At 67.2% G+C, this 18,924-nt stretch carries 16 protein-coding genes; 7 read left to right on the forward strand and 9 right to left on the reverse strand.

The window, feature by feature from the left end; all coding sequences use genetic code 11:
• Positions 1–13 precede the first annotated feature (13 nt).
• From treZ to glgX, 3 genes are read right to left on the reverse strand one after another with little or no spacing between them, the layout of a single operon-like run.
• Complete coding sequence (gene treZ, locus AC5RV3_RS09460) at positions 14–1,876, reverse strand: malto-oligosyltrehalose trehalohydrolase (RefSeq protein ID WP_494121900.1); 1,863 nt, start codon at positions 1,874–1,876, stop codon at positions 14–16.
• On the reverse strand, positions 1,873–4,182 hold the full coding sequence (gene treY / locus AC5RV3_RS09465; RefSeq protein WP_494121901.1) for a malto-oligosyltrehalose synthase: 2,310 nt from the start codon (positions 4,180–4,182) through the stop codon (positions 1,873–1,875). The genes treZ and treY overlap by 4 nt, the downstream gene beginning before the upstream one ends.
• Positions 4,179–6,440 (reverse strand): glycogen debranching protein GlgX, encoded by a 2,262-nt coding sequence (gene glgX, locus AC5RV3_RS09470; RefSeq protein ID WP_494121902.1) that lies wholly within the window; start codon positions 6,438–6,440, stop codon positions 4,179–4,181. Before glgX ends, treY begins: the two co-directional genes overlap by 4 nt.
• A 294-nt stretch (positions 6,441–6,734) precedes the next feature.
• Here glgX and AC5RV3_RS09475 point away from each other — a divergent pair, with 294 nt between their 5' ends.
• The 3 genes from AC5RV3_RS09475 (at position 6,735) to AC5RV3_RS09485 (ending at position 9,438) form a co-directional block, all read left to right on the forward strand.
• Entirely contained in the window at positions 6,735–8,435 is a 1,701-nt protein-coding gene (locus AC5RV3_RS09475; RefSeq protein WP_494121903.1) for a glycoside hydrolase family 10-like protein, read from the forward strand.
• A gap of 4 nt (positions 8,436–8,439) precedes the next feature.
• Positions 8,440–8,814: a TfoX/Sxy family protein gene (locus AC5RV3_RS09480; RefSeq protein WP_494121904.1), complete on the forward strand. Its 375-nt coding sequence runs from the start codon at positions 8,440–8,442 to the stop codon at positions 8,812–8,814.
• Between the two features lie 63 nt (positions 8,815–8,877).
• Positions 8,878–9,438 carry a dihydrofolate reductase family protein gene (locus AC5RV3_RS09485; protein ID WP_494121905.1) on the forward strand — a complete coding sequence of 187 codons (561 nt, stop codon included), beginning with the start codon at positions 8,878–8,880 and terminating at the stop codon, positions 9,436–9,438.
• A 30-nt stretch (positions 9,439–9,468) separates the two neighbouring features.
• Here the strand turns inward: AC5RV3_RS09485 and AC5RV3_RS09490 are convergent, their stop codons facing one another.
• Together AC5RV3_RS09490 and glmS are read right to left on the reverse strand one after the other, a co-directional pair.
• Positions 9,469–9,819 carry a holo-ACP synthase gene (locus tag AC5RV3_RS09490; RefSeq protein ID WP_493988942.1) on the reverse strand — a complete coding sequence of 117 codons (351 nt, stop codon included), beginning with the start codon at positions 9,817–9,819 and terminating at the stop codon, positions 9,469–9,471.
• A gap of 240 nt (positions 9,820–10,059) precedes the next feature.
• Positions 10,060–11,961 (reverse strand): glutamine--fructose-6-phosphate transaminase (isomerizing), encoded by a 1,902-nt coding sequence (glmS, locus tag AC5RV3_RS09495; protein ID WP_494121906.1) that lies wholly within the window; start codon positions 11,959–11,961, stop codon positions 10,060–10,062.
• Between the two features lie 151 nt (positions 11,962–12,112).
• Between glmS and coaA the strand changes: the two genes are divergently transcribed.
• From coaA to AC5RV3_RS09515, 4 genes are all read left to right on the forward strand, one after another.
• Positions 12,113–13,090 carry a type I pantothenate kinase gene (gene coaA / locus AC5RV3_RS09500; protein WP_494121907.1) on the forward strand — a complete coding sequence of 326 codons (978 nt, stop codon included), beginning with the start codon at positions 12,113–12,115 and terminating at the stop codon, positions 13,088–13,090.
• Position 13,091: 1 nt separating this feature from the next.
• Positions 13,092–14,030: a M15 family metallopeptidase gene (locus tag AC5RV3_RS09505; protein ID WP_494121908.1), complete on the forward strand. Its 939-nt coding sequence runs from the start codon at positions 13,092–13,094 to the stop codon at positions 14,028–14,030.
• 68 nt (positions 14,031–14,098) lie between these two features.
• Positions 14,099–14,497: a large conductance mechanosensitive channel protein MscL gene (gene mscL, locus AC5RV3_RS09510; RefSeq protein WP_494121909.1), complete on the forward strand. Its 399-nt coding sequence runs from the start codon at positions 14,099–14,101 to the stop codon at positions 14,495–14,497.
• Between the two features lie 167 nt (positions 14,498–14,664).
• Positions 14,665–15,645, forward strand: coding sequence for an SMP-30/gluconolactonase/LRE family protein (locus AC5RV3_RS09515; RefSeq protein WP_494121910.1), 981 nt, complete (start codon positions 14,665–14,667; stop codon positions 15,643–15,645).
• A gap of 65 nt (positions 15,646–15,710) precedes the next feature.
• On the opposite strand, the gene glmM is transcribed toward AC5RV3_RS09515, so the two are convergent.
• The 4 genes from glmM to AC5RV3_RS09535 all read right to left on the reverse strand — a co-directional run bounded on the left by glmM (position 15,711) and on the right by AC5RV3_RS09535 (position 18,879).
• Positions 15,711–17,078, reverse strand: coding sequence for a phosphoglucosamine mutase (glmM, locus tag AC5RV3_RS09520; protein ID WP_494121911.1), 1,368 nt, complete (start codon positions 17,076–17,078; stop codon positions 15,711–15,713).
• Between the two features lie 229 nt (positions 17,079–17,307).
• Positions 17,308–17,802 carry a 30S ribosomal protein S9 gene (gene rpsI, locus AC5RV3_RS09525; RefSeq protein ID WP_493979144.1) on the reverse strand — a complete coding sequence of 165 codons (495 nt, stop codon included), beginning with the start codon at positions 17,800–17,802 and terminating at the stop codon, positions 17,308–17,310.
• A 37-nt stretch (positions 17,803–17,839) separates the two neighbouring features.
• Positions 17,840–18,283: a 50S ribosomal protein L13 gene (rplM, locus tag AC5RV3_RS09530; RefSeq protein ID WP_493979145.1), complete on the reverse strand. Its 444-nt coding sequence runs from the start codon at positions 18,281–18,283 to the stop codon at positions 17,840–17,842.
• A gap of 329 nt (positions 18,284–18,612) precedes the next feature.
• Entirely contained in the window at positions 18,613–18,879 is a 267-nt protein-coding gene (locus tag AC5RV3_RS09535; RefSeq protein ID WP_494121912.1) for a carbon storage regulator, read from the reverse strand.
• Positions 18,880–18,924: the final 45 nt, after the last annotated feature.

The following is an 18,924-nucleotide window of genomic DNA, read 5'->3' on the forward strand; positions in this document are numbered from 1 at the left end:
CCATCCTCCCGGTTCAGCTGGCGGGGCCGCTGCGGACTATGGCGGCCGAGTGTGCCGGCAGCACCAGCCCGCCGGATGCAGCGGCGTCCCCGGACGCGGTCCCGACCGTGCCGGCGTTGCCCCCGGCGGCGAGCGCGGCGCCGTCGTCGGTCGCAGTCCCGGCCGTGCCGGCGTTGCCCCCGGCGGCGAGCGCGGCGCCGTCGTCGGTGGCCAAGACCAGTCTGCCCGTCCCGGCGGGGAGCCGCCGCGGCTCGGCGGAGAAGTTGCAGCAGATTGCGAAGGAGCCCCGACGCAGGATCAGCCAGCCTTCCTCCGCGTGTGACTCTACCGACGCGGACGCGAAGCCCGGTTCCGTCAGCTCCGGATGCTGCTTCCGGAGGGCGATCAGCCGGGTGTAGAGCTCGAGGAGCCGGGCGTGGTCGCCCGTATGCGGCTCGGTCCAGTCCAGTTTGGAGTTGCGGAACGTCGCCGGGTCCTGCGGATCGGGCACTGCCTCCGGGTCCCAGCCCATCCGCTCGAACTCTTTGAGCCTGCCGGCAGAGGTCGCCTCGCCCAGCTCCGGTTCGGGATGGGAGGTGAAGAACTGCCAGGGCGTGGACGCGGCGAACTCCTCGCCCATGAAGATCATCGGCGTAAACGGTGACATCAGGTTCAGCACCGCGGCCAGCGCCAGCTGCCCGTAGCCGAGGGTACCGGTGAGCCGGTCCCCGGCGGCACGGTTGCCGATCTGGTCGTGGTTCTGGGTGCAGACGACCAGTTGCCGGGCGGTTACCCGGTCCTTGTCGATCGGCCGGCCGTGGTGCCGTTCCCGGAACGAGGAGTAGCTGCCGTCGTGGAAGAAACCCTCCCGCAGCACCTTTTCCAGCGCTCCCAGGCCGGCAAAGTCGGCGTAGTAGCCGCTGGTTTCGCCGGTGAGGTTCACGTGCACGGCGTGGTGGAAGTCGTCGCTCCACTGGCCGGCCAGGCCATAGCCGTTCACGTCCCGGGACTCGATCAGGCGCGGGTTGTTGAGGTCGGACTCGGCGATCAGGAACAACGGCTTATCCAGCTCGGCGGCGCATTCGTCCGTCGCCGCCGCGATCTCCTCAAGGATGTGCACGGCGCGCTCGTCCCGCAGCGCATGCACCGCATCCAGGCGCAGGCCGTCCACATGGTAGTCGCGGAACCACATCAGCACGTTGTCGATGATGAAGCGGCGGACCTCGTCCGAACCGGGTCCGTCCAGGTTCACGGACTCGCCCCAGGTGTTGGCGCTGCCGCTGCTCAAATATGGTCCGAACCGCGGCAGGTAGTTTCCGCTGGGACCCAGGTGGTTGTAGACCACGTCCTGGATGACGCCGATGCCGTTGGCGTGCGCGGCGTCCACGAACCGCTGGTAGGCGGCCGGCCCGCCGTAGCTTTCCTGCACGGCGTACCAGAGCACGCCGTCGTAGCCCCAGTTGTGCGTGCCGTTGAACGCGTTGACCGGCAGCAGTTCCACATAATCCACCCCGAGCCCGGCCAGGTAGTCGAGCTTGGCCGCGGCGGAATCCAGCGTGCCCTCAGAGGTGAACGTGCCGATATGCAGTTCGTAGATCACCCCGCCCAGTCCGGGGGAAACCCAGTCCTGGTCCTGCCATGGGTGGGCCCCGGCATCGAAGGTCCGGGACATGCCGTGGACCCCGTCCGGCTGGCGGCGCGACCGGGGATCCGGCAGCACCGCGTCCCCGCCGTCCAGCAGATAGCCGTAGTCGGTATCCCCCTCGGGCGCGGCGGCGGAGTCGCCCAGACGCCACCAACCGGCGTGGTCGGGCCCCTGCATCGGCAGCCGTGCGGCGCCGGCCTGGAGTTCCAGCCTGCCGGCGCGGGGTGCCCACACCGCGAAGTCCCGGCTCATGACGACTCCTCCTGTTCGCGCACCAGCAGCGCCACCGGCAGTTCCGCCAGCAGCCCGGCCACCGGCAGGACGCCGTCGCAGGCGTGGCTCCGCCCGCTCAGCACATCGCGGTATTCTCCGGCGGGGAGGACGACGGCGGTGTCCCGCCACCCGCCGTCGCGCTGCAGCCGCACCGGCAGCCTGGTGGCCAGCGTGATGGCACCGCCGCGGTCGAAGCCGAACGCGTGGTCGGCGGCGGGGCCTTGTACCGGAATGGCCTCGTAGCCGGTGAACAGCTCCGGCCGGTCCCGGCGCAGCCGAAGGGCCCGGGCGACCACCAGCATCTTGGCCGCCGCGCCTTCGTCCACCGGCGGCGTCCCGTCCCGGTCCAGGTTGTCCAACGCCTGAAGCCTGGCGTTGAAGTCCACCGGCCGGCGGTTGTCCGGGTCCACCAGCGAATGGTCCCAGAACTCGGTTCCCTGGTAGACATCGGGCACTCCGGGCATGGTCAGCTGGATGAGCTTGGCCGAGAGCGAGTTGCTCCAGCCGAACGGCTTGGTTTTCTCCGCCAGCCCGACCAGCAGCTGGTTCACCTCCGGGTCGTCGAAGGCCGCGTCCACGGCGGCGTGGAGTTGTTTTTCGAAGTCGGGGTCCGGGTCGATCCACGAGGTGCTGTTGCCCGCTTCCCGGGCGGCCTTCTCCGCGTACGCATGGGCACGTTCCCGGCTGAATGGCCAGGCGCCCAGCGCTGCCTGCCAAAGCAGGTCGGCGAACGGCAGGTCTCCGAAGGGTGCCAGCCGGTTGAGCTCCGCCAGCCACTCCGGCCACTGGTCCGCCAGTTCGGCGAGCACCGAGATGCGGGCCCGGGTGTCCTCGCTGCGCTTCGTGTCGTGGGTGGACAGGGCGGTCATGGCGAGCGGCAGTTCCTGCTGCCGGCGGATCAACCGGGTGTGGAGCTCGAACGGCTCCACCGCGAAGATCGACGGGTCCGCCCCCACCTCGTTCAGGGACGTCAGGCGCGTATAGCGGTAGAACGCGGTGTCTTCCACGCCCTTGGCCATCACCATGCCGGAGGTCTGCTGGAACCGCACCGCGAGTTCGGTGAGCACCCCCTGCGGATGCAGCAGCGGCAGCAGGATGGTGACGGCTTCGGCCAGGTCCGGGCGGCGGACCTGGGCGGCGATCCCGGCTTCCTCCAGGTACTGCGCGCCGACCGGCAGGTAGCTCCGGTATACCGGGAAGCAGCTGAGCAGTTCGGCGATCGCGTCCGCCGCCGTCTCGAAGTCCAGGCCGGCGCCGGCCGGAACCAGCCGGGCCAGGCGCAGCACCTCGGAGCGCAGGATACCGTCGGCGATGCCCCGCTTGGTGTCGTGGATCATGTGCTGGTACGGCTGGACGGGGGCCGCGCCGGTGAGGCGTTCCCGCCCGTCGGGATCGACCAGCAGCCGGTCCACGTCCGCCAGCGCGTCGTACCCTGTGGTGCCCGCGCAGGCCCAGTCGGGCGGCAACTCCTCCCCCGGCTCCAGGATCTTCTCTACCAGGACGTAGGCGCCGCCGGTCAGCTCCTGCAGCCGCTGGAGATAGCCCTTCGGGTCCGCCAGCCCGTCGGGATGGTCCACGCGCAGCCCGTCGACCAGACCTTCGTCGAACCAGCGCTTGATCTCGGCGTGGGACTCGTCGAAGACCCACGGCACCTCCACACGGACTCCGGCCAGGGAGTTGACACCGAAGAACCGGCGGTAATTGAGTTCGGCATCGGCCCGCCGCCAGTTCACCAGCTGGTAATGCTGGCGCTCATGGACTTCGCGGGCAGTAGCGCCGTCGTCGCCGGTCCCCTCGGCTATGGGGAAGCGGTGGTCGTAGTAGCGCAGCTCCCCTCCGGCCAGTTCCAACGCCTCGAGCTCCGCGTCGCCGTCGCCCAGCACGGGAAGCCGGAGCTTGCCGCCGCCGGCGTCCCAGTCGATGTCGAACGCTTCGGCGTAGCGTGACCCGCGGCCCTCGGACAGCAGCGACCACCACCAGCGGTTGTTGGCCGCAGTCGCCACACCCATGTGGTTCGGCACGATGTCCACCAAGACGCCCATCCCGGCCTCCCGTGCGGCGGCAGAGAGGGTCCGCAGTCCGTCGATCCCGCCCCTGGCAGGATCCACCGCGCCGAAGTCGACCACATCGTAACCGTGATCGGAGCCCGGCTCCGCGGTCAGAAGGGGCGACAGGTACACCCAGTCGATGCCGAGCCTGCGCAGGTAGGGCAGCAGCCCGGCGGCGTCATACAGCGTGAACGATTCCCTGATCTGCAGTCGGTAGGTCGACGCCGGGGCCCTCATCCTTTCGCCTGCCCCTGCTCGGCCCCGGCGGCCTGCTGCCCGGGTTCCCCGGCCGGCTCGGCCCCGGCCGTCCGCTCCGCCTCGGCCGTCCGCTCCGCCTCGGCCATCGCGGCAACGGAGGCGGCGACCGAGTGGTCTGGCTCTTCTTCCGGCGCCGTGTGGGCCTTCAGGACCACCGTGGACTTGGCGGCAACCGGCACCTTCGTACCGGCCTTCAGCGGGCCGGGCAGGTGCTCGCCGCCGGCCGTGTCGATGATGATGTCCCAGGCGGCTGAATATTCCACCGGCGGCAACACGAACGGCACCTCGTCGTCGGCGGCGTTGAAGTACACCAGGAAATGCTCATCGGTGATCCGTTGCCCGCGGTCGTCGCGCCCACGGATGCCCTGGCCGTTGAGGAAGACGCCGATGCAGCGGCCGAGGGCCTCGTCCCAGTCCTCGGGCTCCATCGGTGTTCCCTCCGTGGTGAGCCAGACAACGTCGCTCAACGGCTCGCCCTGGCCCCGGCGGACCGGCTTCCCGTCGAAGAACAACCGCCGCCGGAAGGTCGGGTGCTCGGCCCGCAACCGGTTGATGGTGGCGACGAACTCGAGCAGCGGCTGGTCCATGTTGTTCCAGTCCACCCAGGACAGCTCCGAGTCCTGGCAGTACACGTTGTTGTTGCCCTGCTGCGTGCGTCCCAGCTCATCCCCGTGCGCGATCATCGGCACGCCCTGGCTCAGCAGCAGGGTGGCCAAAAAGTTCCGCTGCTGGCGGGCGCGCAGGGTGAGGACCGCCGGGTCATCGGTGGGTCCCTCCACTCCGCAGTTCCACGAGCGGTTGTGCGATTCGCCGTCGTTATTGTCTTCGCCGTTGGCCTCGTTGTGTTTCTCGTTGTAGGACACCACGTCCCGCAACGTGAACCCGTCATGGGCGGTGACGAAGTTGATGGAGGCAACCGGGCGCCGCCCGGTGGCCTCGTACAGGTCCGAGGAGCCGGTGATGCGCGAGGCGAATTCGCCCAGGGTGGAGGGTTCGCCCCGCCAAAAATCGCGGACGGTGTCCCGGTACTGGCCATTCCACTCGGTCCACAGGGGCGGGAAGTTGCCCACCTGGTAGCCGCCCGGCCCGATGTCCCAGGGTTCGGCGATGAGTTTGGTTTGGGACACGATCGGATCCTGCTGCACCATTTCGAAGAAGGTCGACAGCCGGTCCACGTCGTAGAACTCGCGGGCCAGGGTGGAGGCCAGGTCGAAGCGGAATCCGTCCACGTGCATCTCCGACGCCCAATAGCGCAGCGAGTCCATCAGCAGCTGCAGCGAATGGGGATGGCGCACGTTCAGCGAATTTCCCGTGCCCGTGTAGTCCATGTAGTACTGCTGCTGGTCCTCGACCAGCCGGTAGTAGGCCGCGTTGTCGAGTCCGCGGAAGGACAGCGTCGGGCCCAGGTGGTTGCCCTCGGCCGTGTGGTTGTACACGACGTCGAGGATCACCTCGATGCCGGCAAGATGCAGTTCCCGGACCATCGCCTTGAACTCCTGCACCTGCTGCCCGGTATCGCCGGAGGAACAATACGTGTTCTGCGGCGCGAAGAAACCGATGGTGTTGTAGCCCCAGTAGTTGGAGAGCCCCTTCTCCTGGAGCGTGCTGTCGTTGACGAACTGGTGGACCGGCATCAGCTCGATGGCGGTGACGCCCAGCTTCTGCAGGTGCCCGATGACGGCCGGATGGGCGATGCCGGCGTAGGTGCCGCGCTGTTCTTCCGGGATCTCCGGGTGCAGCTGGGTCAGACCCTTCACGTGGGCTTCGTAAATCACCGAGCGGTGATAGGGCGTGCGCGGCTTGCGGTCGCCGTCCCAATCAAAGAACGGGTTGACGACGACGCCGAGCATCATATGCCCCGCCGAGTCCTCGTCGTTGCGGGAGTCCTCGTCCCCGAAGTTGTAGCCGAACAGTGGCTGGGCCCAGTCGATCTGGCCGCTAACGGCCTTCGCGTAGGGATCCAGCAGCAGCTTGTTCACATTGCAGCGCTGCCCCTGGCCCGGGTCGTAGGGCCCGTCCACGCGAAAGCCATACTTCTGGCCCGGCTGGACTTGCGGTAGGTAGCAGTGCCATACGTAGCCGTCGACGTCTTTGAGCTCGATCCTCGTCTCGGCGCCGTCGTCGTCGAACAGGCACAGGAAAACTACCTCCGCTGCCTCGCTGAACACGGCGAAATTGGTGCCGTTGCCGTCATACGTGGCACCCAACGGATAGGCGTCTCCCGGCCAAACTTCCATGTGCAAACTCCTGATGATCGGTTATGGTCCCTGATCCCTTCATACCTCATGGTCCCGACAATGGATATCCCACGGTTGTCCGCCTGGCGGGTCTATCGAGACGGCGCGGCAGGCGGTTCGGGCCATCGGCCCGGTGCTCGTTGCGTTGGACACACGGCGCGGTGGTCAACCCTTAACGCCCATCCGGCCCCGGCGGCATCACCGGGCCTGCCCAATGGTTTCAACCACTGTTGGGGGGACCAATGCGGGCGTATTGTTGAGCTACCATCAGGTTCTCGTGAGGCAGGGCTGGCCATGACTGGCAGCGATTCGACTGGCAGCGATTCCGGTTCCAAAGGCGTTGTCTCCCGGCGCCAATTCACGACGGCGACGGCCCTCACGGTGCTCGGCGCGGCAGGCCTGCTGGGCGGCAGCCTGTCCCGCGCCGCAACCGCTCCCGGTCCCGGCGGTCCGCTGGCACTCAGCCTCGCGGCGGCGGTCATCAACAGAATCTACCGCATCACCGCCCGTGAAAGGGCGCGGGTCACGGACGCGCCCAAGCACGAGTTCCGGGGCTTCTGGCTCTCCACCGTGCTGAACATCGACTGGCCCTCACGCCCCGGCCTGGCGGCGTCCGTTCAGCAGGCCGAACTGCGTAACTGGCTGGACCTTGCCCGCAGCCGAAACCTGAACGCCGTGCTGCTGCAGGTCCGTCCCGCAGCAGACGTCTTTTGGCCGTCGACCGCGGGGGAGCCCTGGTCCCGCTATCTGACCGGCACCCAGGGACGGAATCCCGGTTACGATCCGCTGGCCTATGCGATCAGCCAGGCGCATGCCCGCAACCTGCACCTGCACGCGTGGTTTAACCCGTTCCGCGTGTCCATGACGGCGGACCTGGCGGACCTGATCTCCTGGCATCCGGCGCGGAAGAACCCGAGCTGGACCTTCGCCTACGGTGGCCGGCGCTATTACAACCCGGGCATCCCCGCCGTCCGCAGCTACATCATCAAGGTGATCACCGAGGTTGTGGCCAAGTACGACGTCGACGGCATCCACCTCGATGACTATTTCTATCCCTACCCGGTCGCGGGGCAAAGCATCCCGGACTCCGCTGCCTACAATGCCCACCGGCTGGCCGGCGAGAGCGTGGCGAACTTCCGGCGGCGCAGCGTCAATACTTTCGTCCGCGACCTCAGCGCCGCGATATATGCGGCCAAACCGCGGATGCTGTTCGGCATCAGCCCGTTTGGGATCTGGCGCAACCGATCGACGGATAGTTTGGGCTCCGCTACTTCCGGCCTGCAGAGCTACGATGCCACGTTCGCCGACTCCCGGCTCTGGGTGAAGCAAGGCTGGCTGGACTACGTGGTCCCGCAGCTGTACTGGCACCAAGGCAATGCGGCTGCGGATTACAACACGCTGGTGAATTGGTGGGCGGCCCAGGTGAACGGCACCGTCTGCAAGCTCTACATCGGGGAGGCGGCCTACAAGGTGGGCGACCCCGCCCAGGGGGCCGACTGGCAGGACCCCCGCGAGCTGTACAACCACACGGCGAAGTGCCGGGCAACGCCGGGGGTGAGAGGCCAGGTCTACTTCTCCGCCAAGTCCGTCCGGGCCAATCGGCTGGGCAGCATCGGCCTCGTCAAGGACAAGTTCTACCGGCGCGTGGCGATGACTCCGGTGATGTCCCATCTGGGCGCCCAGCGTCCCTACGCGCCGCTGATCACCAGCGCCCGGTGGAACGGATCCGGCGTCGAGCTCATCTGGCGGGGTGCAACGAGCGGGACGCTGCCCCGGCACTATGCCATCTACCGCTGGGAGTCCACGGGCGCCGAGGCGGCGTTCATTCCCTCGCAGGCGGGAGCCCTCCGGCGCGTGCACCGCCGCCGCGGAAATCCCGAGAGGTTCGTGGACACGGGCGCCGTGCGGGGACGCACGTATTGGTACGTTGTGGTCGGCATGAGCGATCTCATGGTCGCATCGGCCGCAGCATCCGCCATCTTCATACGGGCCTGATGCGTTGGAGGAAGCCATGACGCCCGCCTCCCCGCCAGATGGCGATCAGGACCTTGTCCTGCTGGAGACTCTTGCCCGCCGGTTTTCGGATGATCCGCTGGTCGAAAGCGGCACGATGTTCCGCAGTCCAGGCCTGAGGGTGGGTGGAAAGATCTTCGCGTTCCTCGGCCCCGGCCGCCTGATCGTGAAGGTTCCGCGGCAGCGGGCGGAAGAGTTTGTTGCTTCCGGAGCGGCGGAACCGGTCACGATGGGAAAGAGGACCATGAAGGAATGGGTCGCTTTCCCTGCCACGGCCAACAATTCGCCGGCGACCGAGCAGCTGTGGCTCAGTGTCGTCGACGAGGCCTATGCGTACGTCAAGAGCCTGGGCGGCAACTGATGGCCGGCCACCGGAACAATGGGCGGACCCTCCCCCGCCGTGCCGAATAGCCCAGGAGTCATCGTGGCAAAGCTGCTGTATTCCGCAATCATGTCTCTCGACGGCTACATTGCCGACCAGGACGGCAACTTCGACTGGAGCGTTCCCGACGAGGAGGTGCACTCCTTCGTCAATGACCTGGAACGACGCGTAGGCACCTATCTCTTCGGGCGCCGCATGTACGAGGTCATGGTCGTCTGGGAAACCGTGCCAGCGGGGCCGGACGTCGCGCCGGTGGAACGGGACTTCGCCGAGTCGTGGCGGCGGAAGGACAAGGTCGTCTATTCCCGAACCTTGGAGAAGGCCTCAAGCGCCCGCACACGGATCGAGCGGGACTTCGAGCCGGAGGCCGTGCGGCGCATGAAGGCAGCGGCATCGGCGGACCTGAGCATCAGCGGGCCCGACCTCGCCAGCCACGCGTTCAAGGCAGGTCTGGTGGATGAATGCCTGTTTTTCGTCTCGCCGGTCGTGGTGGGCGGCGGGAAGCGCTTTCTGGCCGAGGACCTGAACGTGGGCCTCGAACTGCTGGACGAGCGTCGCTTCGGCAACGGCGTCGTGTACCTGCACTATCGGGTGGCAAGTTAGGCGCCTCAACCGGTGTCCGCCAGCCGGCCGCTACTTCTCGGCGACCGCCATGGCTGTTGCCAGATCGCCGTCGTGGCTCATGGACAGGTGCCAGAACTTCACGCCCTTGGCCGCCGAGGCCGCGGCCACCGTGCCGGTAAATTCCGGGTAGGGGTCTCCGCCCGCGTCGACGCAGATGGTGCAGTCCTGCCAGTTCATGCCGGACGGGGCGCCCAGTGCCTTGGCAATCGCTTCCTTGGCAGCGAAGCGGGCGGCCAGGGACCGGGTGTTGAGTTCCCGCTCGGCCGGCGTGAACAGTCGCTCGAGTAAAGCCGGGGTGCGCTGCAGCTGACGGCGGAACCTGGAAACTTCCACCACGTCCACGCCGATGCCCACGATCATTTTTCGGCTCCCGCCCGAACGGACCACGGCGAGCGGGCACACCGCGGTGCCAGCACCGGCTCCCCCGTGGAGATCAGGGTGCACCGCACGGGCGGCACGGACAGCAGCCGGACGCGCCGCCGCAGCGCCGCCCGGCGGGCGCGGACGCGACGCTTCGGAACCGAGCAGTCCCCAATCCTGTTGTACGGAGCTCGGGGCGCTGCAAAGAGTAACCGGGTGGACATGCCTGCCAAATGCCTGTTACTCGACGGTGACGCTCTTGGCCAGATTGCGCGGCTGGTCCACGTCGTAGCCCTTCGCCGTCGCCAGTGCGCAGGCGAAGATCTGCAGCGGGACCGTGGTCAGCAGCGGAGCCAGCAGCGTCGGCGTCTCGGGAACGTAGAAGACGAACTCCGCGAAGTCCTTGACGGCGTCGTCGCCCGCCTCGGCGATGACAATGGTCTTGGCGCCGCGGGCGCGGATCTCTTGGATGTTCGAGACGACCTTGGCATGCAGCGAGTTGCGGCCGCGCGGGGAAGGCACCACCACGAAGACCGGCTGGCCTTCCTCGATCAGGGCGATCGGGCCGTGCTTGAGCTCGCCTGCGGCGAAGCCTTCGGCGTGGATGTAGGCCAACTCCTTCAGCTTCAGCGCGCCCTCCATGGCCACGGGGAAGCCAACATGCCGGCCCAGGAACAGGACCGACTTGGTCTCGGCCATCCGCACGGCCAGGTCCTTGATGTCCTGGGCGTTGTCCAGCACGCTCTGAATCTTCGCCGGGATCTTGCCCAGGTCGGCCAGGATGTCCTTGATCTCGCCCTGGAACTTGTTCCCACGCAGCTGCGCCAGGTAGAGGCCCAGCAGGTAGGCGGCGGTGATCTGCGCCAGGAAGGCCTTCGTCGAGGCGACGGCGATCTCGGGTCCGGCGTGCGTGTAGAGCACGGCGTCGGCCTCGCGCGGGATGGTGGAACCGTTGGTGTTGCAGATGGCCAGGACCTTGGCTCCCTGCTCCTTGGCGTACCGGACGGCCATCAGGGTGTCCATGGTCTCGCCGGACTGGGAAATTGCCACGATCAGGGTGTTGGCATCCACGATCGGGTCCCGGTAACGGAACTCGTGCGAAAGCTCCACCTCCACCGGAATACGGCACCAGTGCTCGATCGCGTACTTCGCCACCTGGCCGGCGTAGGCCGACGTTCCGCAGGCCAGCACAATAATCTTGTTGGCGGTCTTGAGCAGTTCCGGGTCGATCCGCAGCTCATCCAGGGTCAACCGGCCGTGCAGGTCCGAACGGCCCAGCAGGGTCTGGCCGACCGCCTCGGGCTGGTCGTTGATTTCCTTCTCCATGAAGGACGGGTAGCCACCCTTCTCCGCGGCAGCGGCGTCCCAGTTCACCTCGAATTCGGTGCCCTTGGCGGGATTGCCGAAGAAGTCGGTGATCTCGAAGGAGTCGGGGGTGATGGTGACGATCTGGTCCTGCTCCAGCTCCACGGCGCGGCGGGTGAAGTCGATGAAGCCGGAGACGTCGGAGCCCAGGAAGTTTTCACCGTCGCCCAGTCCGACGACGAGCGGCGAGTTCCGGCGCGCGGCGACGACGACGTCGGGCTGGTCCTGGTGGATGGCCAGCAGCGTGAAGGCGCCCTCCAGCTTCTGGCAGGCGAGCTGCATGGCCTTGGACAGGGTCGCAGTGGCGGGATCCTCCGCGACCAGGGAACGGTAGAGGTCCCCGAGCAGCACGGCGGCCACTTCGGTGTCTGTTTCCGAGCGAAGCGTGTGGCCCTTGGCGAGCATGGAGGCACGGATCTCGGCGAAGTTCTCGATGATGCCGTTGTGAATCACGGCGAGCTTGTCGTCATCGGCCAGGTGCGGGTGCGCGTTTTCGTCGGTGGGACCGCCGTGCGTGGCCCAGCGGGTGTGGCCGATGCCGGTCAGCGACTCGGGCAGCGGGTCGGACTCGAGCTCGCCCAGCAGATTGCTCAGCTTGCCCGATTTCTTCCGCGCCTCGATACCGTCGCTGGAGATGACCGCCACCCCCGCGGAATCGTAACCGCGGTATTCCAGGCGGCGAAGGCCCTCGAGAACGACGTCCAGGGCGCTGTGATCAGCAGCGCTGACTCCGGCCCCGCCGTCGCGGCGGCCAACATAACCTACGATTCCACACATGGGGTTAAGGGTACCTGCCCGCGGGACCGTCACAGACAGCGCGTTCCACATGCCATCCCGGCGGCGCCTGCGTCGGGGGCCGGGGCAAACCCGGCGCGCCGCTGTGGTGCGCCTTTTGGGATTTGATTCCCGCAGCAGGCACAATTCATAGGTGACTGATGCGACACCGAAGACGACGGCGTCCAACGGTGAGAGTAACTTCACACCATTCGTTGAGCTGGACCGGCAGACCTGGTCCCGGCTGTCCAACGAGATTGAACAGCCCCTGGACCAGGACGATATCGAGCGACTCCGGGGGCTGGGTGATGCCCTGAACCTGGACGAAATCCGCGAGGTGTACCTGCCGCTCTCCCGGCTGCTCAACCTGTATGTGGGGGCGGCCGGCGAGCTGCACAAGGCCACCACCACGTTCCTGGGCGAGACCAGCCGACGCACGCCGTTCGTGATCGGCGTGGCCGGATCGGTCGCCGTCGGGAAGTCCACCACTGCCCGCGTGCTGCGCGAGATGCTGCGCCGCTGGCCGGACACCCCGAACGTTGAGCTGGTCACCACCGATGGTTTCCTCTACCCCAACGCGGAGCTGGCCCGGCGCGGGCTGATGGAGCGCAAGGGCTTCCCCGAGTCCTACGACCAGCGCGCGCTGCTGCGGTTCGTGTCCGAGGTGAAGTCCGGAGCCGAGGAAGTGCATGCCCCTTGGTACTCGCACCTGACCTACGACATCGTGCCGGACAAGGAAGTGGTGGTCCACCGCCCGGATGTGTTGATCGTGGAGGGGCTGAACGTCCTGGCTGCCGCGCGCCCGCGGGCGGACGGACGCACCGGGCTGGCGCTCAGCGACTTCTTCGATTTCTCCATTTATGTGGATGCCAAGACCTCCTATATTGAGCAGTGGTACGTCAACCGCTTCCACAAGCTGCGGCGGACGTCCTTCACGGATCCGGAATCCTATTTCCACCGCTACGCCTCGCTCACGGACGACGAGGCCACCGAGACGGCGCTGGGGATCTGGCGCAGGATTAATGAACCGAACCTGAGGGAGAACGTGTTGCCGACACGCGGGCGGGCGCAACTGGTGCTCACCAAGGATGCGGACCACTCGATCCGCAGAATGCTGCTGCGGAAAACCTGACATGGCCGCCTTGAGGGCTCCGGTGCTCGCAGCCGGCGTGGCCGCCGTGCTGGCCCTGCTCACCGGTTGCGCCCCGGCGGGGGAAACCGCTCCCCCTCCCGCCGATTCCGCCGGCACGACGACGGCCGCACCGGCCCCGTCCGAGGGCACCACGTCCCTGCCTGTCCCCGAACAGAGCCCGAAGGCTTCCCGGAAGGACGGCGACGCCACCGGTGGCGGGAAGAAGGACGGCGGAAACAAGGGCGGAGCCCAGGGTGGCGGACAGAAGGACGGCGGGAAGCAGAACGGCGGTGCGAGCGGCGGCGGGAAGAAAAACGGCGGTGCGCCCGGCGCCGGGGAGGACCACACAGACCCGGCGAGCATCGCCGTCGTCGTCAACAAGGCGCGGCCCCTCAATCCGCTGAACTACTACCCCGTGGACCTGCGCCAACCGGCGGTGAACCTGGGTACCGGCGGGGAATCCGCGCTGCTGCGGGACGCCGTGGCGACCGCCACCGAGGACATGTTCAACGCCGCCACTGCCGACGGGGCGTCCATGCTCATGGTCAGCGGTTTCCGGTCCTACGCCACGCAGGTGAGCACCTACAACCACTGGGTGCGGCAACACGGCAGCGAGGTTGCCGCGGACATGATCTCGGCGCGGCCCGGTTATTCGGAGCACCAGACCGGGCTGTCCCTGGACATCGGCGACGCCACGGGGGTGTGCAACCTGCAGCAGTGCTTCGCCGACACGGCAGCGGGCAGCTGGGTGGCCAACAACGCCGCGCGCTTCGGGTTCATCATCCGCTACCGGCCCGGCGCCGAGGCTGTGACCGGTTATTCGCCGGAGCCTTGGCACCTGCGCTACGTGGGAAAGAAAGTGGCTGCGGAGATGGCCGAACGGGGCATCGAGACACTCGAAGAGTACTTCGGTTTGCCCGGAGCCGCCCGCTATTCGTGAGCGGCGACGAGGCAGCGCCACCTTGCGGCGGCCTCAGGTCCCGACCCCGAGGCATTACATTTGGCCACATGATAAACGGATTCAAAGAGTTCATGATGAAGGGCAATGTCATTGACCTTGCCGTGGCCGTGATCATCGGCGGAGCCTTCGGAAGCGTGGTCAATGCCTTGGTCAACAGCGTGCTGATGCCGTTCATCGCCGGGCTGGTCGGTTCGCCGAACTTCGACAGCTTCCTGCTGTGGAACTTCAACGGCAACAACGTCGCATTCGGCGTCCTGCTGACCGCCATCGTGAACTTCCTGCTCATTGCCTCCGCGATCTACTTCGTCATCGTGGCACCGATGAACCACATGATCGAGCGGCGCAACCGCCGCCTGGGGATCAACAGGGAAGAGGAGGCTGTCGACCCGCAGGTGGCGCTGCTCACCGAGATTCGGGACGCGCTGAAGGCGCGCAACCAGGCGTAAGGGCGGCCTCCGGAAGCCCGCCGCTACCGTCGCGCGGGGCGTTCCCGCAGCGCCGTAGGAAGGGCCTGACGTTTTGGCCCGCTCGGCGTACGCTGTGAGCATCACCATCGGGAGCCTGCTGGAGGGAACTCCCGACACCCCTCACGCAAGAATCAGGTGAAACCTCCATGCGACCTCATCTCCCCCTTTCCTTGGCGGCAAGATTTGCCGCCGCGCTGCTGACCGCCCTCGCCCTGATGCTGACGGGGCTGCCGGCCTCCGCCGGCCACGTTGTCTCCGACATCCCCGGTTCGTCGTCGGGGTGCACGGACCGAATCATCGACCTGCCGGACGCAACGTCGGCGGAGGGCATCGCCGCCGGGCGGGGCAGCACCTTCTACGCCGGCGATCTGCTGGCGGGCGACATCTTCCGTGGCGACATACGGCGGGGTACCGCCGAAAAGTTCATCGACGCACCGGACGGGCGGTTCGCCGTCGGCATGGCTGCCGACACGCGGCGGAACCTGCTCTTCGTGGCCGGCGGGCCTACCGGCAAGGCGTATGTCTACAACACACGGACCGGAGAACCGGTGGCCGAGTTCCAACTGAACGACCCCGCCAGTTCCTTCATCAACGACGTAACCCTTGGCCGGGGCGGCGCGTGGTTTACGAACTCGCGTGAAGGCGAGCTGTACTTCGTGCCGATCGGCCACCGCGGGCAGCTGGGCAGCCCGCGGACACTGCAACTGAGCGGTCCTGCCGCGGAAATCCCGGGCGCGTTCAACCTGAACGGCATCGTGGCGGCCGACCACGGGCGGAAGCTGATCGTGGCCCACTCGGCCAACGCGGCGCTGTACACCGTCAACCCGAGGACCGGTGCCAGCGGGATAATCTCCGGCGTCAGCGTCCCCAACGTCGACGGGTTGGTGCTGAAAGGCCGCTGGCTCTGGGCGGTCCAGAACATGGACAACCAGATCAGCGTGATCAAGCTGGACCGCCGGTTTGACTCCGGGGAGGTCGGGTCAGTGATCACCAGTGACGCCTTCCAGACCCCGACCACCGCCGCGCTGTTCGGCCATCGGCTTGCCGTCGTGAACGCGAAGTTCGACACCGGCAACCCGCCGACGGCGGACAGCTACGAGGTTGTGGTGGTGAAGGCCTGGCGCTGAGAGCTACCCGGCACGAGACGGCGGCTTGGCCGGACCGCAACCACCGGACCGGCAGCTCGCCCGCCCTACTCGGAGGCGGCGGCCGTCTCCAACGACAGGTGCGCCTTCACGGTCCGGGCCAGTTCCTCGGCGGTAGCCTGGGCGGTCTCCATGTCCGCGGCTTCGACCATCACGCGGACGACGGGCTCGGTGCCGGACGGGCGCAGCAGGACCCGGCCGGTGCCACCCAGCGCGGCGGACGCGGCCGCCACGGCCTGCTGGAGCGGCTGGTTGGTTTCAACCCCCGACTTGTCCACGTCCTTGACGTTGATCAGGACCTGGGGAAGCCGGACCATCCGCTGCGACAGCTCCGAGAGGGGCTTGCCGGACTTGGCCACCTGGGCGGCCAGCTGCAGCCCGGTCAGGACGCCGTCGCCGGTGGTGGCGTAGTCCGAGAAGATGACGTGGCCCGACTGCTCGCCGCCCAGCGAGTAGCCGTGGGCGCGCATGCATTCCAGCACGTACCGGTCGCCGACGGCGGTTTCCTGGATGCGGATGCCGGCGTCCTGCAGGGCAAGCTTCATGCCGAGGTTGCTCATGACGGTGGCGACCAGGACATCGTCCTTGAGCCGGCCGGCTTCACGCAGGGCCAGCGCCAGGATCGTCATGATCTGGTCGCCGTCCACGACTTCGCCGCGCTCGTCCACGGCCAGGCAGCGGTCGGCGTCGCCGTCGTGGGCAATGCCCAGGTCGGCGCCGTGCTCGACGACGGCGGCCTGCAGTTTCTCCAGGTGGGTGGAACCCACGCCGTCGTTGATGTTCAGCCCGTCCGGCTCGGCACCCATCACCACAATGTCCGCACCGGCGGCGCGGAACACCTCCGGCGAGCAGCCGCTGGCTGCACCGTGTGCGCAGTCGAGAACGACTTTCAGGCCCTCCAGGCGGGCCGGCAGCGTCTGCAGCAGGTGCAGGATGTAGCGGTCTTCCGCGTCCGCGAAACGCTGGATGCGTCCAATTTCCGCGCCCGTGGGCCGGACGCGCGGCTGCGCCATCTCCTGCTCGATCGCGTCCTCGACCTCGTCCGGCAGCTTGTGCCCGCCGCGGGCGAAGAACTTGATGCCGTTGTCCGGTGCCGGATTGTGCGAGGCGGAAATCATCACGCCAAAGTCCGCCGCCAGGTCCCCCACGAGGTACGCGGCCGCCGGGGTGGGCAGCACCCCGGCGTCGTAGACGTCGACACCCGCACTGGCGAGGCCGGCCTCCACGGCAGCGCTGATGAACTCGCCGCTGGCGCGCGGGTCGCGGGCGATCACCGCCGTCGGGCGCTTGCCGTCTTCAACTTGCCGGTGGCCAAGGACCACTGCGGCGGCCTGTGCGACCTCGAGCGCGAGCTCTGCAGTGATCAATCCGTTGGCCAGTCCGCGGACTCCGTCGGTACCAAATAATCTAGACATCGCGACCCATTTTACGGCAGGGTGCCAAGCAGTCGGTCCATCTCCGGCCGGCAGTCGCGTGGAAAGCCCTGTTTTGGTGGCTGACCCTGCCGCGGGGCGGGTCTCCTCAAGCGGTAGCGGAGGCGCGAGGCCCCGGCCACGTCCCCCGGGTACGGCCGCTTGAACGCCAGTGAGGCCCCGCAGCCATGCTGCGGGACCTCGCGGTGGAAGCCAAAGCTCCGGAAGCGGTTTAGCGCTTCGAGTACTGCGGCGCCTTGCGGGCCTTCTTGAGACCGGCCTTCTTGCGCTCGATGATGCGAGCGTCGCGGGTGAGGAAACCGGCCTTCTTCAGGGTCGGGCGGTTGTTCTCGCGGTCGATCTCGTTCAGTGCGCGGGCAACGCCCAGGCGCAGCGCACCGGCCTGGCCGGAGGGGCCGCCGCCGTGGATGCGGGCGATGACGTCGTAAGCGCCTTCCAGATCCAGGATCTTGAACGGATCGTTCACTTCCTGCTGGTGCAGCTTGTTCGGGAAGTAGTTCGCCAGCTCACGGCCGTTGATGGTCCAGTTGCCGGCACCCGGAACCAGACGCACGCGGGCGATAGCCTGCTTGCGGCGACCCACGGCGCCTCCGCCTACGGTGAGGGCGGGGCGTTCCTTCTTGGCGGTCTCGGTGACCTCGGATGATTCCGAGGTGTAGCTGGTGAGGGTTTCGCCCTCAGCAGCAGTGTTCAGCTCTTCAGCCACGATGCTCCTTGAATTAAGTTTCTAGTGGTGGCCGGCGCTACTGGGCGACCTGGGTGATTTCGAAGGTCTTCGGCTGCTGGGCAGCGTGCGGGTGCTCGGCGCCCGTGTAGACCTTCAGCTTGGACAGCTGCTGGGCAGCCAGGGAGTTCTTCGGCAGCATGCCCCTGATGGCCTTCTCAACTGCACGAACCGGGTTCTTCTCCAGCAGTTCGGCGTAGTTGACGGAGGACAGGCCACCCGGGAAACCGGAGTGGCGGTAGGCACGCTTCTGTTCGAGCTTGGCGCCGGTCAGGGCGACCTTCTCAGCGTTGATGATGATGACGAAATCGCCCATGTCCATGTGAGGAGCAAAGGTCGGCTTGTGCTTTCCGCGCAGCAGTGTTGCGGTCTGGCTGGCAAGACGACCCAGGACGACGTCGGTGGCGTCAATGACGTGCCACTGGCGGTTGATATCGCCGGGCTTCGGAGTGTACGTACGCACGGTTTTTGCCTTCGTTTGGTGTTCTAAGGTAGCGGCGCATTCTTCACAGAACACACGCGCAAAGTTGGTGATGCGCTACCGGAACTTCAGGTGAGGACTGAAATGTAACCAGTGGCCCAGAAAGTCTCGGCTATTTCCGTGGACCAGGTTGGCCCTGCAACTGGGCCGCCACACGGACATAGCGTATCGAGGTTGGACACGCACAACGACTCCCAAGTTTATCCTGCCGCGCGGGGTTAGGTCAAAAAGACCCAGAACAGCACGACGACGCCGGTGCCTGGCCGGGCGCCCTGAGGCCGCCGGCGGCGCGGTTTAGCTGCCGGCGGCGTTTAACTGTCGGCGCTCCCGGTGCCGCTGCTGCCGGGGAGGTTCAGGCCCAGCAGGGCCTTGATGCGTTCCTCGGCCTCCGGGCCGCTTTGCGCGGCTGCCACGTTGGCTTCGCTGACCGCCTGGACCACTTCATCGCGCTGGATCTTTACGCCGCGCGGGGCCTCGATGCCCAGGCGGACGCCGTCGCGGCGGGCATCCAGCACGGTGATGACAATGTCGTCACCGATCAGGATCCGCTCTCCGGGTTTTCGCGTCAGCACCAGCACGCGTCAACTCTATCGCAGCTGGACTTGGCGCCGGGGCAGGCCGCG

Source organism: Arthrobacter sp. Y3221114 (assembly GCF_059092625.1).

Coding starts and splice junctions, on each gene's coding strand:
- treZ (WP_494121900.1), bottom strand. CDS start 1,876: ATGAGCCGGGACTTCGCGGTGTGGGCACCCCGCGCCGGCAGGCTGGAA.
- treY (WP_494121901.1), bottom strand. CDS start 4,182: ATGAGGGCCCCGGCGTCGACCTACCGACTGCAGATCAGGGAATCGTTC.
- glgX (WP_494121902.1), bottom strand. CDS start 6,440: ATGGAAGTTTGGCCGGGAGACGCCTATCCGTTGGGTGCCACGTATGAC.
- AC5RV3_RS09475 (WP_494121903.1), top strand. CDS start 6,735: ATGACTGGCAGCGATTCGACTGGCAGCGATTCCGGTTCCAAAGGCGTT.
- AC5RV3_RS09490 (WP_493988942.1), bottom strand. CDS start 9,819: ATGATCGTGGGCATCGGCGTGGACGTGGTGGAAGTTTCCAGGTTCCGC.
- glmS (WP_494121906.1), bottom strand. CDS start 11,961: ATGTGTGGAATCGTAGGTTATGTTGGCCGCCGCGACGGCGGGGCCGGA.
- AC5RV3_RS09505 (WP_494121908.1), top strand. CDS start 13,092: ATGGCCGCCTTGAGGGCTCCGGTGCTCGCAGCCGGCGTGGCCGCCGTG.
- mscL (WP_494121909.1), top strand. CDS start 14,099: ATGATAAACGGATTCAAAGAGTTCATGATGAAGGGCAATGTCATTGAC.
- AC5RV3_RS09515 (WP_494121910.1), top strand. CDS start 14,665: ATGCGACCTCATCTCCCCCTTTCCTTGGCGGCAAGATTTGCCGCCGCG.
- glmM (WP_494121911.1), bottom strand. CDS start 17,078: ATGTCTAGATTATTTGGTACCGACGGAGTCCGCGGACTGGCCAACGGA.